The 18,043-nt window shown below is 60.6% G+C and carries 20 protein-coding genes, 1 tRNA gene and 1 pseudogene; 4 read left to right on the top strand and 18 right to left on the bottom strand.

Annotation, left to right across the window (positions count from 1 at the left end; translation table 11 throughout):
* The first annotated feature begins 236 nt into the window (after positions 1-236).
* The 3 genes from QWU44_RS03490 to QWU44_RS03500 all read left to right on the top strand — a co-directional run bounded on the left by QWU44_RS03490 (position 237) and on the right by QWU44_RS03500 (position 2,927).
* Entirely contained in the window at positions 237-1,226 is a 990-nt protein-coding gene (locus QWU44_RS03490; protein WP_370914340.1) for a lysostaphin resistance A-like protein, read from the top strand.
* Between the two features lie 80 nt (positions 1,227-1,306).
* Positions 1,307-2,080, top strand: a complete 774-nt coding sequence (locus QWU44_RS03495; protein WP_370914341.1) for a hypothetical protein — start codon at positions 1,307-1,309, stop codon at positions 2,078-2,080.
* 73 nt (positions 2,081-2,153) lie between these two features.
* Positions 2,154-2,927, top strand: coding sequence for a 2-phosphosulfolactate phosphatase (locus QWU44_RS03500; protein ID WP_370914342.1), 774 nt, complete (start codon positions 2,154-2,156; stop codon positions 2,925-2,927).
* Here the strand turns inward: QWU44_RS03500 and QWU44_RS03505 are convergent.
* From QWU44_RS03505 to QWU44_RS03585, 17 genes and pseudogenes are all read right to left on the bottom strand, one after another.
* A complete protein-coding gene (locus QWU44_RS03505) occupies positions 2,890-4,179 on the bottom strand; it encodes an MFS transporter (RefSeq protein WP_370914343.1) in 1,290 nt (429 codons plus the stop codon). The genes QWU44_RS03500 and QWU44_RS03505 overlap by 38 nt on opposite strands.
* On the bottom strand, positions 4,176-7,817 hold the full coding sequence (locus tag QWU44_RS03510; RefSeq protein WP_370914344.1) for an ABC transporter ATP-binding protein: 3,642 nt from the start codon (positions 7,815-7,817) through the stop codon (positions 4,176-4,178). The genes QWU44_RS03505 and QWU44_RS03510 overlap by 4 nt, the downstream gene beginning before the upstream one ends.
* A 460-nt stretch (positions 7,818-8,277) precedes the next feature.
* Entirely contained in the window at positions 8,278-8,445 is a 168-nt protein-coding gene (locus tag QWU44_RS03515; protein ID WP_198737068.1) for a hypothetical protein, read from the bottom strand.
* 42 nt (positions 8,446-8,487) lie between these two features.
* On the bottom strand, positions 8,488-9,147 hold the full coding sequence (locus tag QWU44_RS03520; RefSeq protein WP_370914345.1) for a hypothetical protein: 660 nt from the start codon (positions 9,145-9,147) through the stop codon (positions 8,488-8,490).
* Positions 9,140-9,820, bottom strand: coding sequence for a hypothetical protein (locus tag QWU44_RS03525; RefSeq protein WP_370914346.1), 681 nt, complete (start codon positions 9,818-9,820; stop codon positions 9,140-9,142). The genes QWU44_RS03520 and QWU44_RS03525 overlap by 8 nt, the downstream gene beginning before the upstream one ends.
* A 131-nt stretch (positions 9,821-9,951) precedes the next feature.
* Complete coding sequence (locus QWU44_RS03530; protein ID WP_370914347.1) at positions 9,952-10,857, bottom strand: hypothetical protein; 906 nt, start codon at positions 10,855-10,857, stop codon at positions 9,952-9,954.
* Positions 10,858-11,000: 143 nt separating this feature from the next.
* Positions 11,001-12,329, bottom strand: a complete 1,329-nt coding sequence (locus QWU44_RS03535; RefSeq protein WP_370914348.1) for a phospholipase A2 — start codon at positions 12,327-12,329, stop codon at positions 11,001-11,003.
* A gap of 321 nt (positions 12,330-12,650) precedes the next feature.
* A complete protein-coding gene (locus QWU44_RS03540; RefSeq protein WP_370914349.1) occupies positions 12,651-13,268 on the bottom strand; it encodes a hypothetical protein in 618 nt (205 codons plus the stop codon).
* 33 nt (positions 13,269-13,301) lie between these two features.
* A pseudogene (locus QWU44_RS03545) lies at positions 13,302-13,640 on the bottom strand (peptidase M23); the annotation flags it as partial.
* 5 nt (positions 13,641-13,645) lie between these two features.
* Entirely contained in the window at positions 13,646-14,122 is a 477-nt protein-coding gene (locus QWU44_RS03550; protein WP_370914350.1) for a hypothetical protein, read from the bottom strand.
* Positions 14,123-14,126: 4 nt separating this feature from the next.
* Entirely contained in the window at positions 14,127-14,552 is a 426-nt protein-coding gene (locus tag QWU44_RS03555; RefSeq protein ID WP_370914351.1) for a hypothetical protein, read from the bottom strand.
* 195 nt (positions 14,553-14,747) lie between these two features.
* On the bottom strand, positions 14,748-15,062 hold the full coding sequence (locus QWU44_RS03560) for a M23 family metallopeptidase (RefSeq protein ID WP_198737075.1): 315 nt from the start codon (positions 15,060-15,062) through the stop codon (positions 14,748-14,750).
* Positions 15,063-15,067: 5 nt separating this feature from the next.
* Complete coding sequence (locus QWU44_RS03565; protein ID WP_267173136.1) at positions 15,068-15,334, bottom strand: hypothetical protein; 267 nt, start codon at positions 15,332-15,334, stop codon at positions 15,068-15,070.
* Positions 15,331-15,873: a hypothetical protein gene (locus QWU44_RS03570; RefSeq protein WP_370914352.1), complete on the bottom strand. Its 543-nt coding sequence runs from the start codon at positions 15,871-15,873 to the stop codon at positions 15,331-15,333. Before QWU44_RS03570 ends, QWU44_RS03565 begins: the two co-directional genes overlap by 4 nt.
* A 10-nt stretch (positions 15,874-15,883) precedes the next feature.
* Positions 15,884-16,348: a hypothetical protein gene (locus QWU44_RS03575; RefSeq protein WP_370914353.1), complete on the bottom strand. Its 465-nt coding sequence runs from the start codon at positions 16,346-16,348 to the stop codon at positions 15,884-15,886.
* Between the two features lie 477 nt (positions 16,349-16,825).
* Entirely contained in the window at positions 16,826-17,008 is a 183-nt protein-coding gene (locus QWU44_RS03580) for a helix-turn-helix domain-containing protein (protein ID WP_370914354.1), read from the bottom strand.
* Between the two features lie 126 nt (positions 17,009-17,134).
* Positions 17,135-17,305, bottom strand: coding sequence for a helix-turn-helix domain-containing protein (locus QWU44_RS03585; protein ID WP_370914355.1), 171 nt, complete (start codon positions 17,303-17,305; stop codon positions 17,135-17,137).
* A 189-nt stretch (positions 17,306-17,494) separates the two neighbouring features.
* Here QWU44_RS03585 and QWU44_RS03590 point away from each other — a divergent pair, with 189 nt between their 5' ends.
* Complete coding sequence (locus tag QWU44_RS03590; protein WP_370914356.1) at positions 17,495-17,770, top strand: helix-turn-helix transcriptional regulator; 276 nt, start codon at positions 17,495-17,497, stop codon at positions 17,768-17,770.
* Here QWU44_RS03590 and QWU44_RS03595 read toward each other — a convergent pair.
* Positions 17,749-17,825 (bottom strand) — tRNA-Met (locus QWU44_RS03595). The two genes, QWU44_RS03590 and QWU44_RS03595, sit on opposite strands and share 22 nt — an antisense overlap.
* Between the last annotated feature and the right edge of the window lie 218 nt (positions 17,826-18,043).

Here is an 18,043-nt window from a genome sequence, read left to right on the forward strand (position 1 = left end):
GGGACATGAGGCTGTTGCAGCGAAGGCAACCTGGGGCATGATCATCATCACTATTGATTATCTCCCGAGATGCCGCCCCCACCGGCATGCGGGTGCGCGTGTACCGTCGAACGAGAATATGTCAGTTTGGAGACAAACGCACCGCATGATGACCGCATACTTTTCGTGTCCACATCATCCCGAGGCTACGTCCTGCTCCACCATGACTGCCCGCACAAGAAACGGAAAACCACGCTATGCCACCAGTCAAAGATTCCCGGGCTCCACGCTCCGGCAGGCACGCCGTAGCTTCTTCCACTGACACGGTGATCCCGGTCAGCAACTTCGAGGATAGGGTCCTGCCCTGGGTCAGGCGGAACATCCTGATCTGTGTCCTCGTCCCCACTGTCGTCGCATTCTTCCTGCTCACGATCAACGATTTCATGAGCCAGTTCTTCTCCGAGTTGGTTGGTTTGCTGCCGCTACCTGCGTTGAGCTCCCCCATCACCTTCGGGTCGACGCTCGGAAGGGTGTTCGCCGCGACGCTGTTCGTTGTGCTGATAGTGAAGGTGTTCCGGCTGAAGCTCGCCGATCTGGGGATGATCCGGGAGAGTCGGCTCCGGGCGTGGCTCGTTGGTGTCGGTTTAGGGTTCGCCGGGGTGACGGTGATTCTGCTGATCAACGTGGTTGTGGGGGCGGTGCAGATCAGCAGTGTCTTCGACGCCGGTACTCTCTGGATTCTTCCGTTGGCTGCGGTGTTCTTCGCGTTCCAGGGGTTCTTCGAGGAACTGCTCTTCCGCTTTTTCATCATTCCTGCCTACGCCGCGAAGCTTACGGTCGCCGGAGCCATCGGTCTGTCGTCGATTCTGTTCGCTTATATCCACATCAATAACCCGAACCTGACGGTCTTCGGCATGGTGAACCTGGTGCTCTACGGTGTGGTGTTCGGTGTGATGTATTGGCGTACAGGGAATGCCTGGTTCGTCGCCGGTTGGCACAGTGGCTGGAACTTCGTGCTCGCGATGATCTACGGCTCGCATGTCTCGGGCAACGTACTGCCGGGCTCCATCCTGTCCTCGACGCCGAGCGGTAGTGAACTGCTCAACGGCGGGGAGTTCGGGCTCGAGGGCTCAATACTCACCACCATCCTGGGGATCGCGATCATCGTATGGTGCATCAAGACGAACCCCGAGTCGAACCTCGGCCTGTTCACGCGACCGTCGAAACCCACCCGGGCGCTCGCCTGACGCCATCCGATCTGATCCCAGCCTACGGCACCCCTCCGCCCGGACAGGCTCAGGGACAGCACATTCAGAGAAAGAGAAATATGGAGCTTATCTCTGCCGACCTCGACGATCTGGTCACAAAACTTGAGTCGACGGAGCACCAGATCCACGAGGAACTGATGTGGACGGACGACGAACGTTCCGATCACTCGAGGTTGGCGGAGCTGGTGTCGAGACAGCGGGAACGCTTCCGGCCCTCCGACTGGATCGGCCAGTGGTACAAGGATCCTGACCCGGTTCCGTTCCCGCCACCACCGTTCCTGACGGATCAGCCTGATCACGAGTACCTCTCAGTGACCAGGGAGCGACTCTTCGAACTCGGTGAGAACATCTGCGACGGCACCGAGACGGACGTGCTGAACTTCTATGTCGCCGTCTATGCCTGGGGAGCAGCGCAGGCTAACCTGCAGATATACCGGGGAGTTCAACCCCTGAAGGACCCTCAGACACCCGGGCGGCTCCTCGCGGGGCTGCAGGCCGGAAGGGAATCGGCCGAGGCCGGGTACCGGGCCTTCCATACCGGGGGTGCGGCGAAGATCCACAAACTCGGCCCGTCTTTCTTCACCAAGCTCCTCTACTTCGCCGCTGGTCGCCCTGACCCGTCCGACGAGCGTCACCCGCTCATTCTCGACAGCAGGGTCGCGAACGCTCTCGGCTGGAAGACCACGGACGGCTGGAGTGCCACCTGGTATTCCCGGTATCTGGACACCGTGCGGGCTGTCCGGGAGCACTGGGGACGGGAATACCTGCCCACGGATGTCATCGAGTACCTGTTGTTCCAGACGGATCGTTTTCCGTACGCGCCGAGCATCTGATCATGCCCAGCGGTACCCGCCGTCGGCTGGGCACCGGGGCAATCGGTCGAGCGGTGCCGATACGCTTGACCCCATGAGTGACTACTTCGGGCAGGCCGACTACGCGATCCGCATGGACTGGGGGCCGGAGGGCGCGCGGCGCTGTGCCGCGGACGTGAACATCATCGTGGATGTGCTGAGCTTCTCGACGTCCGTGACGGTTGCCACTGGTCGGGGTATGACGGTGTATCCCTACCGGTGGAAGGATGACCGGGCTGCGGACTTCGCGGCGGAGCATGATGCGACGCTCGCGGTCGGTCGACTCGAGGCAGGTAACGCACCGGGAACCCACCGGATCTCACTCTCACCTGCCGGATTACTCGCCGCCACCCGGGTCCCGCGGATCGTGCTCCCCTCCCCCAACGGGTCGACGATCTCCGCGATCCTCGCGGAGAACGGTGACACGGTTGCCGCCGGCTGCCTGCGCAATGCCACGGCGGTCGGCCGGTGGGCGGCGCAGCAGGTGGATGTGGGAAAGAGTGTGGCTGTCATCGCCGCCGGTGAACGGTGGCGGGAGGATGGATCGCTGCGCCCCGCGCTGGAGGATCATCTTGGTGCGGGGGCGATTCTCAGTGCGCTCATCGTGCCGCGTCACATCAGGGCGTGCAGCCCGGAGGCGCTGGCGGCGGCCGGGCTGTTCGCCGGGTCACAGGAGTACCTCTCCGCGCTCCTGGCTGACTGCGTGGGCGGGCGGGAACTCGCCGCCATGGGCTTCCATGAGGACGTCACTGTCGCGGCGGAGTTGAATGCCTCACCTGTTGTGCCGACACTCATCGACGGTGCGTTCCGTTCACTGCGGGTTGTCTAGCGGCAGCCGATTCCAGCACTGGACCGCAGCCCCGGATGACCACACCGACTCCGGTGAAGGCCAGGACCACGGCGACCACGGCGACGGGCAGGAAACCGATCACCCCGGAGAGCGCCATGCCGCCTCCGGCCGACAGGACCATCACGAGCGCCGCGAGGGTGCTGAATACGGTGAAGTCGGTACCGGCTGATTCATAGCGGGTGAGGTCCATCGCCACGGTGTACACCACGGTCATCGTGGCGGCCACGCCTCCGTAGAGGGTACCGATGATGAGGGTCGCGGCCCATGTACCGGTCATGCCCAGCGTGAGAAGCACCACCCCGAGAGTCGTTGTCGCCTGGATCAGCCCCAGGGTCCGTATTGCACGATGTCGTGACCATTTTCGGGTCAGGATTCCGGCGCCTATTCCGGCGACGATTCCGAACAGGCTCCCGCAGATCACGAAGAGGATCCCGATGCGGGTGGCCGACCAGTCGGCGGATACGAGGATGGGGCGCACCTGGTTGTACGCCACGGCGACTCCGGCGAAGTAGAGCGGCATGTGGACCAGTGCCCACTGTCGCCGGGCCCGGTCCGCGAAGAAGGATCGGACCACGTTCCCGTTCACACCGGGTTCAGGGAGCTGGGCGGTGCTCTGCCGTTCCCGCCACAGGAGGACGAATGGCAGCGGGACTGCACTCCAGAAGGCGAGGCTGAGTGCGGCGGCCTGCCATCCGGCGGTGTCGTAGATGACGAGGACGAGCCCGCCACCGATGACCTGGGACACGGCACTGCCCGCCGACTGGAATCCGTTGCCCAGGCCCCGATCAGCCGTGGACAGAAGTCGGGTCGCCGTCGCGTCCGCCGCGATGTCCTGGGTGCCTGCCACGATGAACAGGAACCCGAACACCACCAGCGCCAGAGAGAACTGCCCGACGGGGTCGATGAAGCTCAGGATTACGCAACCTGTGACCAGGGTGATCTGCATGGCCATGAGCCAGCTCCGGTAGTGCCCGAACCTGCTGGACCCGAACCTGTCCACGACGGGTGCCCACAGGAACTTCAGGACGAGGAGGGTCGCCAGCCCGCTGGCCCCACCGATCCTGGTGAGAGGCACCCCACCGGCCTGGGCGATGGTCAGGAACGCGTAGGCGAACATGGCGAGGCTGAGGTTCTGGGTGCTGTACAGCGAGGCTATCAGCGCCATATGAAACTTCCGCCCACGCCCGGAACGACGTGTCTCATCCGGTGCAGTCGGTTCAGTGCCCGTCATTCCGTGCTACCTGCCGTGTTCGTCGGTTGTTCCGGGAGTCCGAGAAGTTCCCGGTAGACGGGACTCGTCTCAACGATCTCCTCGTGTGGTCCGGCACCGTCGACACGACCATCGGCGAGAACGACGATCTGGTCGACGGTGCGGATCGTGTTCAGCCGGTGGGCGATCACCAGTACGGTCCTGCCATTGATCAACCGGTTCACCGCCGCCTGGATACGACGCTCGGTACCCGGGTCAACGGCGGCGACCGCTTCGTCGAGAAGCAGCACCGGCGAATCCTTCAGTAACGCCCGCGCGATAGAGAGTCGTTGCCGTTGCCCACCGGACAGGTTCGTACCACCGTCGGTGAGAATCGTGTCCAGACCATCCGGCAGCGCGGCGACGAAATCAGACGCCTCCGCCCGGGCAAGTGCCTCCCACACCTCACCATCGGTGATTCCCGGGGAACCGATGGTGAGGTTATCTCGGATGGAGACCGGGAAGAGGTAGACATCCTGGTAGACGGTGGAGATGGTCTCCCGGCGCGTCGCGGCGTCCATGTCCCGCAGATCGACGCCGCCGATCCGGATGGATCCACTGCCCGGGTCGAAGAAGCGAGCGACGAGGTTCACCACCGTCGATTTGCCCGCTCCCGAGGGGCCGATGACGGCGGTGACTGTTCCCGGTTGCGCGGTGAACGAGACGTCGCGGAGGATGTCCCGGTCGTTGTACCCGAAGGTGACGCCGTCGACCTCGACGGTGGAGTCGACGGGTATCCGGGGATTCTCCGGCTCGGGTAGCTCCGGGGTGTCCCAGACCTCCGCGAGGCTCTGGGCGATGCGTTCTTGCTGGTGCCGGTAGGCGGAGAGTTCCAGCAGTTCCTGGAAGGGCCGGTACATGTTCAGTGCCAGGATGAGGAACAACAGCAGGGTCGTCGCACTCACCGTCCCTCCGATGAACAGGGTGGCACCGAGCCACAGCATCACAACGAACCCGGCCTCCAGTGCAATGGTGCCGAGGGTGGTCGTCGGGCTCGTGCGGACCGCCATGCGAACACTGGCCCTACGCAGGGCCTCCACGCGGCTGCGGTAGATCTGGGCCTGGGGTGCATCCGGGAAGGCCCTGAGCACCGCTGTCCCCCGGCAGAATTCGAGGAGCGCGGAATTGGCTTGCTGACGCGCGGCGGTGACATCGATGAAGGTGGCCTCGTGAGCCCGGTCAGTCACCTTCAGTGTGAGCAGGAAGAACGGGACCCCGATGAGCGCCGCGGCCGCGAGCCGCCAATCCAGGCTGAACAGGGCGATCGTGATGAGGACCGGTTGCACCACTGCGATGATGAGCTTCGCGGGAAGGTTGATGAAGTCGACGAGGGCGAGTTCGGAGACGATGAGTGTCGTTGTCCGGCCCGCGTCCATCCGGTCGAAGACCCCGAGCGGTGCCCGGGTCAACCGTCGGAGAACGGAGCGCCGCAGGTCCGCGATAGCCCGGAACGCTATCGGCCACCAGTGTTTCGCCACACCGATCCCGGTGGTCAGTCGGGCGAGGAAGATCAGGATGAGCCCACCTGTCAGAGCCAGGACATCACTGGTGGTGAGTGTCTGATCCAGAACCCTGAGCAGGCTGAAGAACACAACGATCATCGGCGCCGAGGTGAAGAACCCTTCCAGCAGCAGGCGCCAGAGTCCCGCCCGCCACAATTGTCCCCGGTGGGTGCCGAGCATCGCGAACCACTGGCCGACGGGGCTGAGACCGGTCAGGTTACGGACCGGCGGGGTGTGGTCGGCGAATCCACCGTCGAGAGTGGTTTCTGCGGCGCGGGCGACCGGTGGGGACGCCGGGGCGGCGGCCGGATGCCCGTCACCCGCCTGCATCCCCCAGTTGTCGACGGCGACGAAGTCCCGCCAGAGACGGCGATACGTCTCGGAGGACGTAGACAGGTTCTCATGGTCACCGTCGGCGACGATCCGACCGTCGTCCATGACGAGGATACGGTCGTATCCGGTCAGTGACCCGAGACGGTGCGCGACGGTGATGACCGTTCGCCCCTGCTGCAGTTCCGCCAGCGCCGCCACCACCGACCGTTCGTTGGTGGCGTCGAGTGATGCGGTGACCTCGTCGAGCATCACCACCGGGGAGTCGGCCAGCAACGCGCGGGCGATGGAGATCCGCTGCCGCTGCCCACCCGACAGATTCGCCCCCGCAGCGCCGAGCACGGTATCCCACCCACGGTCGAGTTCGTCGATGAACTCGGTGACCCGTGCCCGCCTGCCGGCCGACTTGACTTCCTCATCCGTCGCGTCCGGACGGGCGAGCCGGATGTTCTCCAGGACGGAGTCGTTGAAGATGTAATCGTCCTGCTGGACGAAGGCGATCGCCCTGGAGAGTTCCGCCGGGTCAAGCTCGCGGACGTCGGTTCCGCCGAACGTGACCTTTCCGGCGCTGACGTCGATGAACCTCGCGATAATGCGGAGCAGCGTTGATTTTCCGGCCCCTGATCCACCGATCACCGCGACCCGTTCACCGGGTTCGATGACGAGGTCGATGTCCTTCACGACGTCCGTGTCCCCGTAGGTGACGCGCGCACCACGGAGCTCGATGCGCGAGCCGTCCCGGGTGGCGGGGGTCGGTGGCACCGGTAGGTCTGGTTCTTCCAGGAACCCAGAGATGTTCTTCAGCCCCGCCTCGATCTGGTACTGGAGAACAGCCGCCGACAGTGTCAGCGACATCAACGGCTGGGCGAAACCGACACCGACGAGGATGAAGAACACGAAGTCCTGGGGTTCCAGCGAACCCGAGTGGTACAGCCACAGTCCGAGCGGCAGGATGACGATGATGCTGATCGCGACGAGTGTGGCGGCACCCGCAGCGCCCACCCGTCCGCGCTCGGTCTTGTCCAGCTCAATGTCCTCGCTGGCGACGATCGCATCCCGGATGCCGTCGAAGAGGAACGTCGAACCGACGAAGCCACGGATCACCCGGATACCCCGGACGAAGGAGACCGCCTCGACATTGAGCCGCTTCTTCACGTCCGATTCGCGTTCCATCAGGTCCTTCGACGCGGTCACGGCGAGAGCGACACATCCGACGACGCCCAGGACCACGGCGAGGGCTGCGAGGGCCATGCGCCAGTCGATGACGAACATGATGATCAGCGTGGTGACCGGGACGGTTACCGATGCCGCGATGTCGGGGATCGCGTGGGAGAGCCCGAGTTCCAGTTGCTCGACGTCATCCTGGAACACTTTCTTCACTTCCCCACTGCTGCGCGCCTGCGCCCGGGCGAGTGGCATCCGGGCCAACCTCTCCGCCAGCGCGAGACGGATGTCGGCGAGCGCCCGGTATGCGGCGATGTGCGCGACGTTGTTCGCCGCCATCCGCAACAGTGCTTTGCCGACAACCCCGGCGGCCGCGACTGCGACGAGGAAGGAGACGTTGTCGGTCTGCTGCTCCCCCACGAGAAGATCCCGGGCGAGGAAATAGATGACGAGGTAAGGCACGAGCCCGGCGAAAGCCCCGAACACGGAGAGCACTCCACTGGCGATCAGCCGTGGCTTCTGTCTCCCGATCAGGACGCCGACGGAGGTGCCGGGCGGTGGGTAGTGCGCCGTGTCGGGGGAGCCTGCGGTGTCATCGGCGCCGGGGCCGCACGTCTGCGTCATAGGGCGAAGGTTAGCCTCAGCTATTTTCCGGGGCAAGCAAAGTTCTGTTCCCCCCGCGTAGACGGACGCATCGCCGCCCCGGTGCCGACATGACCACAGTCGGCCCACAGGGACCGTGCCAGACACCTCCTCATCGCGGGGTGATTCCGTTCCACAGCTCCGGCGGAACATCGCCTGTCATTTCCCCGTCGAAATCCGCGGCGGAGCCCAGGCCACAGATACCTGACGGCGCCCCCGAACAGCGGCAACAGCGATCACCCGACGGGCGTCACCCAGCCCAAGCTTCCCATGACCGTGGCGGCGATCCACGCGATTACTCCCACGATCTGCTGAGCGACCCCGGGGATACGCCACGTTGCCGCATGGCTCAAAGGCGCGACAACACCAACGATGGCCAGCCCCCTGCCGCCGACAGACCGTATGTTCTCACGATGAAGCCGTCCCCCATCGGCAGCGCCCCTCACCAGCCTGCAAGCAAGGCAAGCTCGACCGGAAGATCACCCAAGAACACCATCCAGAGAGCGACGAGACCCACCAGTCCCATGACATTCAGGCGCGCATACATGGGCAGATCCCGTGGCCGCGCAGGCTTCACAATCCCAGCAGATTGACCATCTTCATCGTCCACGACACACATCCTGAATCTCCAAGCGAAGAATCTGACCTATCATTACCCAGGGTTATAGCGATATCTAATCTTCAGCTTTTGGGGACTGAACACAAGAAACCCCCTCTCCAGAAGGAGAGGGGGTTTTGCTGGCGCGTCGACAATGGCTGGGATGACCTGGGAGGTCGTTTTACCCATACGAGGGCCAAAAATCACCAGGTAGAGGTCTTCCCACGTGGAATACAGCCCCGTGGTGGTGCCAGGTACTTTGCCCATGCGCAGGCCAGGGTAATCCGGCGACAGCTCCGCAGGCAGCCATTTCTCAGTCTTGACTGCCGCCGCGTCTTTACTCAGCGACTTGATGTCACTTGACGAGGCCAGGTGCTTTGCTGCAGTGTCCACCACAAGCTTTGGTTTTGCGGTGCGTTGGAGTGCGACGATGATCGCCGTAGATGCTGCAATAGCTGCAATAGCAATCGAGGTGACAATCGCAGGAGTAGTGAGCTCGAGTTTTCCAGCAGCCACCATGAACAGCACCTGCATGGGATTGGCTGGAATCTCCTCTGGCACCCCAGTGATGGTCTGAGAGACTCTCACACCGACGTTGACGGCCACAACTGCCAGAAACACCAACCCGAGGATGAAAAACCCCAAGATGGTGCGTGGGTCTGCGACTGATTTGCCCGCGTTGCGGGCATTGATGCGTCCTCCCTGTTTACTCATCGTCTACCACGAGCACCAGCTCTTCGAGGTCATTGTCCTGCCAGCGCTTGTAGCCAGGCTCACCGGCCATGACCACCGCACGGTCGTCCTCCTGGTCAACCACGACATCCACGGCCACGCCTAGGCGTGCGCCAGCGGCGGCTAGTTGGTCTTCGTCAAGGTGCGGGCAGGTGGTCGTCAGTTCAAGCCTGCCGGTCTCCACCCCTGCGGCAGCAAGCGCCTTCGAGTCCAGCCACACAGCCTTATCGGCTACTGATTGCTCAGCGGTGACGACATCACCCGTAACGCGGATGCGGTCATCATCAAAGAAATTGCCGTACCAGAGCGCATCGCGGTCTTCACTAACGATGGCAAAAGCCGCCTTGTCGTCTTGTTCGACTGCCGCTGCCCACAAGTAGACGATGGGTGCATCATGGGCGATATCTGCCAGCGCTTCGGCTTTTTCCGCGTCGCGTGCGGCGAACGTGTCTTCGCGTAGCTGGTCATAGTTGACCCCGATACGTTTTAGGGAGTGCTTGAACTTGCCGAAGTCTGGCCCGTTGTCCCACCCCTGCTGCTTCGCGAAGGCTTTCAGGACTTCGTGGTCTTCTGCCACCTTCAGAGTGGCTTTGTACTCGGCGATGATGGAGTCGATCTCCTCCCAGCGTTCTTTGTCTTTGGCTGACAGTGCCATGTGAAAACCCCTTTCAAGGGTTGGTCGGTCGATATTGGCACTGCACAGACTGAAGGGTCTTGCGAATCCTCGCAAGACCCTTCACATTCCCCCAAATGCGGCAGACAGGAATTTATCGGCTAACTTGACGTTCAACCCTCAACCGAGCCGCGACCGAGTGAATCCAGACCCGCCGATCTAACCGCAAGCTCTTGAGCGACCATTGGCCCCGCAAGCATCAAGCCCACCGCGATGACTGCCAGCCACTCCACGGGTGCCCACACGGGCGCTGTAGAGACAGCAGACAAATCTGTATGCGCACCAGCGAAGTTCTCAATACGCCATACGCCCGACGGGAAAGCACCTGGACGGATAATCCCGGCAACCAGCCAGAGCACAAGTCCTACCGCCAGTGCACCCCACGCGAGCAGTTGGCCGTGCCGAGCGCTACGGGCAACGTAGCCCACAGCAAACACCACACCTGCCAGCACCAGTGGCACCAGCACCTGGACAAAAACAGGGCCGAGACCGAAGACTAACGGCACACTCGCACTCGAAGCAGTGGGCGCATCCACGCCGAGCACCGCAACAGCAATACCGACAACCATTGCAGAAGCACTGCACGCTAGCAAAGCGGGGATAACACGCTGCCGCGCCCATACTCCCCACAGTACGCCGATACAGACAGCATTCGCCGCCCCATACATCAACCAGTACTCGTGAGTTCCCGCATAATCCCGCTGAACCGGCTCGAATCCGAAGCTGGCAGCCCACCGAACATGGGCCACGGCAATCACAGTGGCGGCAATCCACGCGACCACACCAACAATCACTTGCGTCTTACGCTGCGCCTGATCGGAAAGCCAATAAGTCCACCGGGCCATGACACCGGCGATCGCCAAGCCTCCTGCAGCCGACAAACCGTAAGTGCTAACAACGTAAGAATCGGCCATCGGCAGTGCACCCCACCATCCTGCGGGCAGTTGCAGTTCGGGCGGCAGCGAGTTGGTGAACATAATAACCACGCCCAGCAACCCCACCAACCCCACGATGTTCACACGTGCATACCTCGGCACCCTATTTGAACGGGATCGAGTATGCAGCGAGCCGCTACTCTCAAAGGCTCTTTCCATAAAATATCTCCTCGACTGGATCTGCAAGAACCGTCAATACCGCACTAGCGGAATCGATCAGATCCAACTCAGTATCGCTTAGGGCGGCCACAATAGGATTGGTCAACTGTGTAAACATCTCCGCATTGGACATACTGATCCCACCTGTGTGTTGCTACAACCGCAGAGTAATACACCCTGTCGTTTCCGTGACAGAGTCGCTGGTGGGAAATACTCATCGAAACGTTAGTGCACTGATCATAGAGATTATTGAACAAGTCGTGATCGCACTTGCGTTTACTTACCCACCCCTGCTTCTCTGACCCGCTGTCGTAGTAGCAAATGTCATGACGTGCACAGATCCCCTTAAAGGAAATATTCTCTCCAAGGGATTCCACACCGTCGTCTGGAGACTTCGTGCAGTAATCACGAAGAGACTTAGAAACCGTACTCTTATTATCGATAAGGGTCTTATACCGATCGGGAATCAGGACCCCACCGTAGTCAAGAACTCGCGTATCTTTATCATCCCGCCCATTCTTCGGGTACCGCCAGCCAAGGTTCGAAAGATTCCCCATGGCATCAGTGATCTCAAGCACTAGACCGTTATACTCTTTACCGTCACATACCTGAGTCGGCGCATCTGCAAACTTCTGATAGAGGTCAACGCGGCCACGCTCAAACTCTTGCACCGGGCCGAAAGAATCAGCCGGTGATGATACCGGATAGCCCAGCTCACCCGCCTCGACCCCTTTCACGCCCCAGTACATGTACATTGCACCGAGTACTTCATGGGCATCATGCTCGGGAGTCCAGTAAATACCGCCATCCATGAAGGTGTTGTACCACCCGCGACCATCGGGGGTCGCCAACTCACCCGTTAGCGGATACCCCAGTTCGCCTTCTACTCCACCGAGTTCGTTGCACCTGTCACGAATTCGGCCCTTCACAGACGCAATAGTCCATAGTGGTGAGCGATATACATCGGCATGCTGGAAGACCTGCTTCGCGCCTTGTCCATCACGGACACCGAACTCATCGGTTGTGGGATACCCCATCCAGCCAGCTTCCCAACCCTGCCGTTTCCAATATTCAGCGGTATAGGTTGAGACAGTGTGCGCACCTGCTTGGGGGTGCCAGTAGATAAAACCATTTTGGAACCGCTGCCGAAAGCCTTGCCCGTCAGGGTTTTGAGCCATAGGCTCTACCGGCCAAAGATATTGACTAACGGGCCCTCCAACCTCTTTGTACTTCTGAAGGATCGCACCACAGACCTCAATGTTGGTTGGTAGAAATCGCTCACAGTGAGTACTGCGCTTCGAGCGGCGACTGGTTTTCTTGGCCTCACTGACAAGCTGCTCCTTCGAATACATCTGAGCCATCTCCTCCTGCGCCTGCTCAACCTCCTGGCGACTCATCCCACCCGATCCATCAACCTCCGGGAAGAAGTCAGGATCATATTGTTCTGACTCTGCTTTTCACCAGCAAGAGCTGAGTCCACCACCGGGATTTGTGCGGCCGAAGGCTTCTCAGCCACAGCATGAGCAAAGGACAACTGCCCCGCGACTAGCAACGACGCCGCCACAACGGACAGTCCTGATCGCAGCCTGTTTTCATCTTCGCAATTCTTTCTTCTGGCACCAAGGCACCTTGCTGTCAGGCGCTCATGTCACCAAGACATACTTGACTGCAAGGCTCGCCACAGAGTTTTTGGATGATTCTTTCAGCAGTATTGAAGGTTAGAACACTCCGAAGTGTCCGTCTGGCGGGTACTCCATCTTTGTCATGTACCATGCACCATCCTCGCCTTGCTCCATGAGCGCCCGCATGGGGAACGGCGCCATCCCAATGCTGGTGCCGGATTTGGTGACAACGAACTGACGCACGGTGCAGTCCACCCATGCTTGGGTTTTGCTAAGCTGCTCTACCTTGTCGTCACACTCGGAGGTGCCGAGGATGTGCTCACCGCTTCGTGCCCATGCCTGCCAGCGTTCGGAGGGAATCTGCCCTCGCCATCCCTCACCGGGGTTGACGAGGTTTTCTTTTAACTCTCCTTCCATGTAGCGGGAGGCAACGCGCACATTGGCATCGTGGCGTGTCGCATCGATGGATGGCTGGAAGTCCCACAGTGCCGCAGTGGCCTGCTGTGCCGCAGGAATAAGCTCTGTGCTCGATGCGAGTGGGTCTTCATCGCCGTGAAGGTGGTCACGGTCGTGTTCATGGTCGTGAGTGTGCCCCGCATGGTCAGCATGAGCATCACGATACGACTGCACACGCCACGTCACGCCACCAGCTAGCACCAGTGCGGCCAGCACCGCCACTAGAACCTTCAGAGCTTTCGTGGTCGTTGTCTCCATGCCCTTCTCCTTACTTTTCTTTTCGTTACCAGGTTATTTCACTGCTTGTTGGTACTTTTCCAGGTTGCCGCTGATGATGCGCACGTAGTCCTGTGCCTCCTGGATATTCGGCATTCCTCCCGCCCCGAGCACGTTGCCAGGGCCACTGTTGTATGCCGCGAGAATGACCTCTTGGATACTGTTGAACCCCGTCAGTCGTCCTGCCTCGTACGGCTCACGCAGCTGGTCAGCCAGGGCACACATGAAGTACGCCTGTGCCATGACCGCATCACCGGGATTATTCGGGTCACCCGCCCCTTCAGACCCCGTGGGGTTGCCGTCGTCATCGACGGGATAACCCCACGATGCCCATGTACCCGGCATGAACTGGGCGTAGCCTAGAGCACCTGCGCCGCTGACAGCGCCCTTCTGGAAGCCCGACTCCTGTTGTGAGCAGCTAGCAGCGGCGCGTCCACGTCAGCACAGACCTGTGCACCGAGCTGGAACCAGCGCACAAACTCCTCTGGCACGCTGCCGGGTTCTAGCTCATGGTCGTGGTGAGTTCCGCCGTGGGTGCCGCAACCATTGCCCCGAACGGTGTACCCAGTGCTGTCTCCGGCATCGTCTTCAACCATGTAGACCGGCTCGTCCCCGTTAGCAAAGGGCGACTCGTGGAAGGTGATGTGCACGTGATTGAAGTGATTTTCTTTCGGGTTTCCTCGATCAGCCATCTTGTTGGCTTCACCCTCGGCAGGAATATAGGTCTGCTGCCAGATCATGTATTTGATGTTTAGCTCATGGCGGTGTGCGAAGAACCAATCTTTAATTTCGGTTCCGTGCGCCTGACCTCCGTCGGTCTCGAAGTGGTCGATCATGATGTCAATGGCGAAGCCCCCCGGGGTGCTCGGGATAGTACGGGTCTTCCCGGACTCCACCGATGCCGTAGCCTGCCGCTTTATTGATGTAGTGGTGGAACTTTGCAGCGGCAATGCGCATACCGCGCTTTGTGTCGATGCGAAGACCACCTTCTCCAACAGGTACGCCAAACTCGCGCGGATGAGGTAGCTCATCTCCAGGCCCAATCGCTGGCACGTTGCCGTCAAATCCTTGGACTCCAGAGGGAGTCTCCACCCAGTTCTCGTCGTCGATTTCCGCGACAGCGATGCCATCACCGGGGTCGATGCTGACATGCTCACGGTCACTATCATGCTGGGACTGATTGCTGGCCTCCCCGCCCTTAGCTTTTTCAAGCCATGCGGTCGGGTCGATGCCGCCAGTCGAGGAAGTCCAGGTGCCGGGGTGCACCTCGAAGTGGAGGTGCGGGCCAGAAGAAATACCGGAGTTTCCCTCATCTGCGATGTGATCGCCAGCGCGGACTTATTGACCAGGTGCCACATAGACGTGACCAGGGTCGATGTGGCCGTAGACGGTGGAGAACTGATGGCCGTCTTTGCTGTGGTCGATGACCACCCAGCCCCCAAATCCCTGCACACCGGTGTCCTAAGCATATTTCACTACTCCGTCGGCGTACGCGTAGATCGGCGTGCCATGCGGGCCAGCCAAGTCCACACCGTAGTGAAAACCACCATCACGGGGGCCATACCCGGAAGACATCGGCGTTGCCGGGTCAATCGGATATGCCAGACCATCGGCGTTAACCGAGGCAGATGCCGCCGACCCGCGTGAACGCGAGCCTGCAGGCTTTTCGCACTTGTCCTCACCACTACCGAGCACCACGACAAAGATCACCAAAAACAGCACCAGGGCCAGCAGGAAGACCCAGAGTTTCTTCCGTGAACCACTAAAAAACGGCATAGGATTTACTTCTGCCCTTCTGCGAGCTGTGCTTCGAGCATCTGAACCTGTTTGCGCAGTCGTTTGTTCTCCAATGCCAAATCACCCACCCGAGCCGCAGGCCACTGGCCTCGTTCACGCAGTTCAGCAAAAAGGGTTGCCCGACTCATGCCGTGAGAGGCAGCGATTTCACCGCACGCAACCGTCACAGAGCGGTAGTCCTGCCAGGTGTCGACAAACTCGGTGACCGCGCGGTTCTTCACGCGCGGGTCGATGATCTTCCCGCCGCTCATACCGCTGTCTCCTCACCCAGATTGAAGAAGTCATCAAAGCGCATATTCGTGTCGTGTAGGCGGTATTCAATTTCCGTTGGGGTCAGGATCGTGCGAACTGGAATGCCTGGTGAGCCGTCTTTGGAGGGTTTAATCATGAACTGTCCTCGACCCACCGGCACCGCGCGTGAGCCTTTGGTGCGCGCACGCTTGGGGTGCGCGCACCGCGACCAGCCGACCACCATGGCTGCCTCAGCGGGTGAAAACTCCAATTTGTCCGACAGAATCGACAGCTCCGAGGCAGGCAGGCCACCACAAATGACCATGCCTGCACGCTCAATAAAGCCCATGGCGGTCTTCTGGTCCTCAATGCTCGGCAGCGCCTCCAAGTCCTTGAAAGTGTGCGTAATCATGTTCAGCACCGTGGCGTCCGAGCGGTTCAGACGGGTCAATGCGTCAACCTGGGCGACCATGCCGGGTGCTGCTGCCAGCACCTGCCACAACTCGTCCAAGGTGGCTGAAAAGTACTTCTGCGGGGCAAGGCCAGCGTCTGCGAGCATGTGCGCTGCCTCAATCGCACCGAACGCTGCCGACCAGCATGCCATCATCACATCTGCTTTTCATGGCCTTATCGCCACGGTCGATGGCGGAGACATCAATGCACACTGCGGTGGCATCAACGCGAATCGGTGTGGAGGTCTGTCCTGCGAAAATACGTCCAGTAGGGCCATCCAACAGGGAGTTCAGGCTGAGCATCAGGTCATCGATACGCAAATGCCACTCGTGCTTGTCGCGGGCACGCCCCTTATCCATCATCTGCTCAGAGCCTGCCTGGAGGTAGTCAATCAGTTCTGCCAACACTGGGGGGTTATCCCAGTCGATGGTCTCGGACTCGTAAATTTCGCGCAGTGCGACCGAGACGAGCATGGATTCCCAGTCGCGGATCGGCTCACCGCGCCCCAGGGAGACCAGCATGGAGACCATGTTGACCTGGCGGCCATCCTGCGTTGATTCGCTCAGCGAGATAGCTGGCAATTTGCGGGATTTTTGCTGGAGGTAGCTCCTCGGCCATGCGGGACGGCAGGCACGCAAACACTCGATCCCACTCGTCCTCGGTTGCCGCGGTGCGCAAAGCTCCGCGGATGGCAGGCGAAGCCTTGCCGGAGGCGGTGGAGGGAGAATCCTCTGCCGGGGCGACAGCCCCGCCTGGCCCTGGCTCCTGTTCCTGTGCCGATGTCTCAAGTGGCTCACCGTTCGATGAGCTGGCCTCAGGTACAGGTACAGGAATGGTTAGTTCTTTATGACAGGTTCTACGACTGACACCGTTGTCACCCTGGGATTGCACAGTCTGACACCCTGGGCTTGAGCTGGTCTTTTCTCGCTTTGGGCGGGAATCGAAACTACCTGCCAACATGCCCGCGAGGTTCAGGTGATAGACGTTCGAGGCCTGGCGCGTGTCACCGTTGACTGTGCGGTAGCGGCGCTGCTGCAAGGTCAACAGACCCATGTCTTTCAGGGTTGCGATGTGGCGCAACACGGTGCGCTCGACTGGCAAGTGCGGTGAGCGATCTCGCCGATAGACGGCCAACAGACCCCTGCCGCATCTGCACGGTCAGCCAGAGCCATGAGAATCATCTTCTGAGCAGGTTGCAGCTCAACATTGTTGAGCACGATGCCCATCCCCACGAAGCCCATCAGCTTCCCCCGTCCTCAGTGTTGCAAAGTGCGTTCAATGCACCTAAGCTCAGAGCCATCATTGGAGTGTTCTTGTAGCGTTTGCTACCCGTCCCTGTTCCAGCAGGGGCGGGTTTTTTCATGCGCTCAGTCATTTGCTGGTCCCCCTTCACCACGAAGGATCGCCTCGAGAGGGATGCGCCACTGGCCATTGGGGAGCTTCATTGCCCCTGGCAGGACGCCAGCCTTCACCCAGTTCTGGACTGAACGCTTGCTAGTTCTGGCAGAAGTTCCGCAGCTTCCGAAACCGTTAGCCACGTAACTTGTTGCGTGTCACGTAATTCCATGGGTGTGACCATGCCGGCCACTAAAGATTACGTCAAGCGTTACTCGCGCAACCTATTGCGTAAGGTGCGCAACTCGTGCAGGTTACGAAACATGAGCAACATCCAACAGATCACGAAAGCGCCGTAACTCTCTCGGCGCAGCTATAGCGCAAATGAATGTGTGGGCATCAAGGTTCACGAGCTTCTCTTCCTAACTCGCCGCACAAAGCGAGAGCTAGCGGAAGCGCTAGGTGTCACGCCCGCGACCGCCGGGCGCAAAGTTCGAGGGGAGATCACATGGTCTCTGGACGACCTATATGTGGTCGCCGACTTCTTCAAAATCCCCCTGGAAGACCTTCTCCCCCGACGCGTTCAGCTCCCCGACTCTGAAAATGCGAAAACCCCCTCTCCCGAAGGAGAGGGGGTTTCTGTACGTGGTAGCGGGGGCAGGATTTGAACCTACGACCTCTGGGTTATGAGCCCAGCGAGCTACCGAGCTGCTCCACCCCGCGTCGGGTGCTACGTACTGACACCGTGCCGGGAAACTTTCTTTCGTTTGCTCCCTGGCAACGTTGAGTTACTTTACATAGCTTCCCGATGAACGTCCAATCGACGCTTTGAACTGCGAAAATGAGAGAAGCGGCGAACCCGGTTGATGGGGCTCACCGCTTCAGTCATCCGTCAGGAGTCTGCACCTGCGGAATCTTCCGGGGAACTATCCCCGGATTCC

This window comes from Corynebacterium sp. CCM 9203, from assembly GCF_041357675.1.
Classification (GTDB): Bacteria; Actinomycetota; Actinomycetes; order Mycobacteriales; family Mycobacteriaceae; genus Corynebacterium.

Coding starts and splice junctions, on each gene's coding strand:
- QWU44_RS03490 (WP_370914340.1), top strand. CDS start 237: ATGCCACCAGTCAAAGATTCCCGGGCTCCACGCTCCGGCAGGCACGCC.
- QWU44_RS03495 (WP_370914341.1), top strand. CDS start 1,307: ATGGAGCTTATCTCTGCCGACCTCGACGATCTGGTCACAAAACTTGAG.
- QWU44_RS03500 (WP_370914342.1), top strand. CDS start 2,154: ATGAGTGACTACTTCGGGCAGGCCGACTACGCGATCCGCATGGACTGG.
- QWU44_RS03505 (WP_370914343.1), bottom strand. CDS start 4,179: ATGACGGGCACTGAACCGACTGCACCGGATGAGACACGTCGTTCCGGG.
- QWU44_RS03510 (WP_370914344.1), bottom strand. CDS start 7,817: ATGACGCAGACGTGCGGCCCCGGCGCCGATGACACCGCAGGCTCCCCC.
- QWU44_RS03520 (WP_370914345.1), bottom strand. CDS start 9,147: ATGAGTAAACAGGGAGGACGCATCAATGCCCGCAACGCGGGCAAATCA.
- QWU44_RS03525 (WP_370914346.1), bottom strand. CDS start 9,820: ATGGCACTGTCAGCCAAAGACAAAGAACGCTGGGAGGAGATCGACTCC.
- QWU44_RS03535 (WP_370914348.1), bottom strand. CDS start 12,329: ATGAGTCGCCAGGAGGTTGAGCAGGCGCAGGAGGAGATGGCTCAGATG.
- QWU44_RS03540 (WP_370914349.1), bottom strand. CDS start 13,268: ATGGAGACAACGACCACGAAAGCTCTGAAGGTTCTAGTGGCGGTGCTG.
- QWU44_RS03550 (WP_370914350.1), bottom strand. CDS start 14,122: ATGATCGACCACTTCGAGACCGACGGAGGTCAGGCGCACGGAACCGAA.
- QWU44_RS03560 (WP_198737075.1), bottom strand. CDS start 15,062: ATGCCGTTTTTTAGTGGTTCACGGAAGAAACTCTGGGTCTTCCTGCTG.
- QWU44_RS03565 (WP_267173136.1), bottom strand. CDS start 15,334: ATGAGCGGCGGGAAGATCATCGACCCGCGCGTGAAGAACCGCGCGGTC.
- QWU44_RS03570 (WP_370914352.1), bottom strand. CDS start 15,873: ATGCTCGCAGACGCTGGCCTTGCCCCGCAGAAGTACTTTTCAGCCACC.
- QWU44_RS03580 (WP_370914354.1), bottom strand. CDS start 17,008: ATGGGCTTCGTGGGGATGGGCATCGTGCTCAACAATGTTGAGCTGCAA.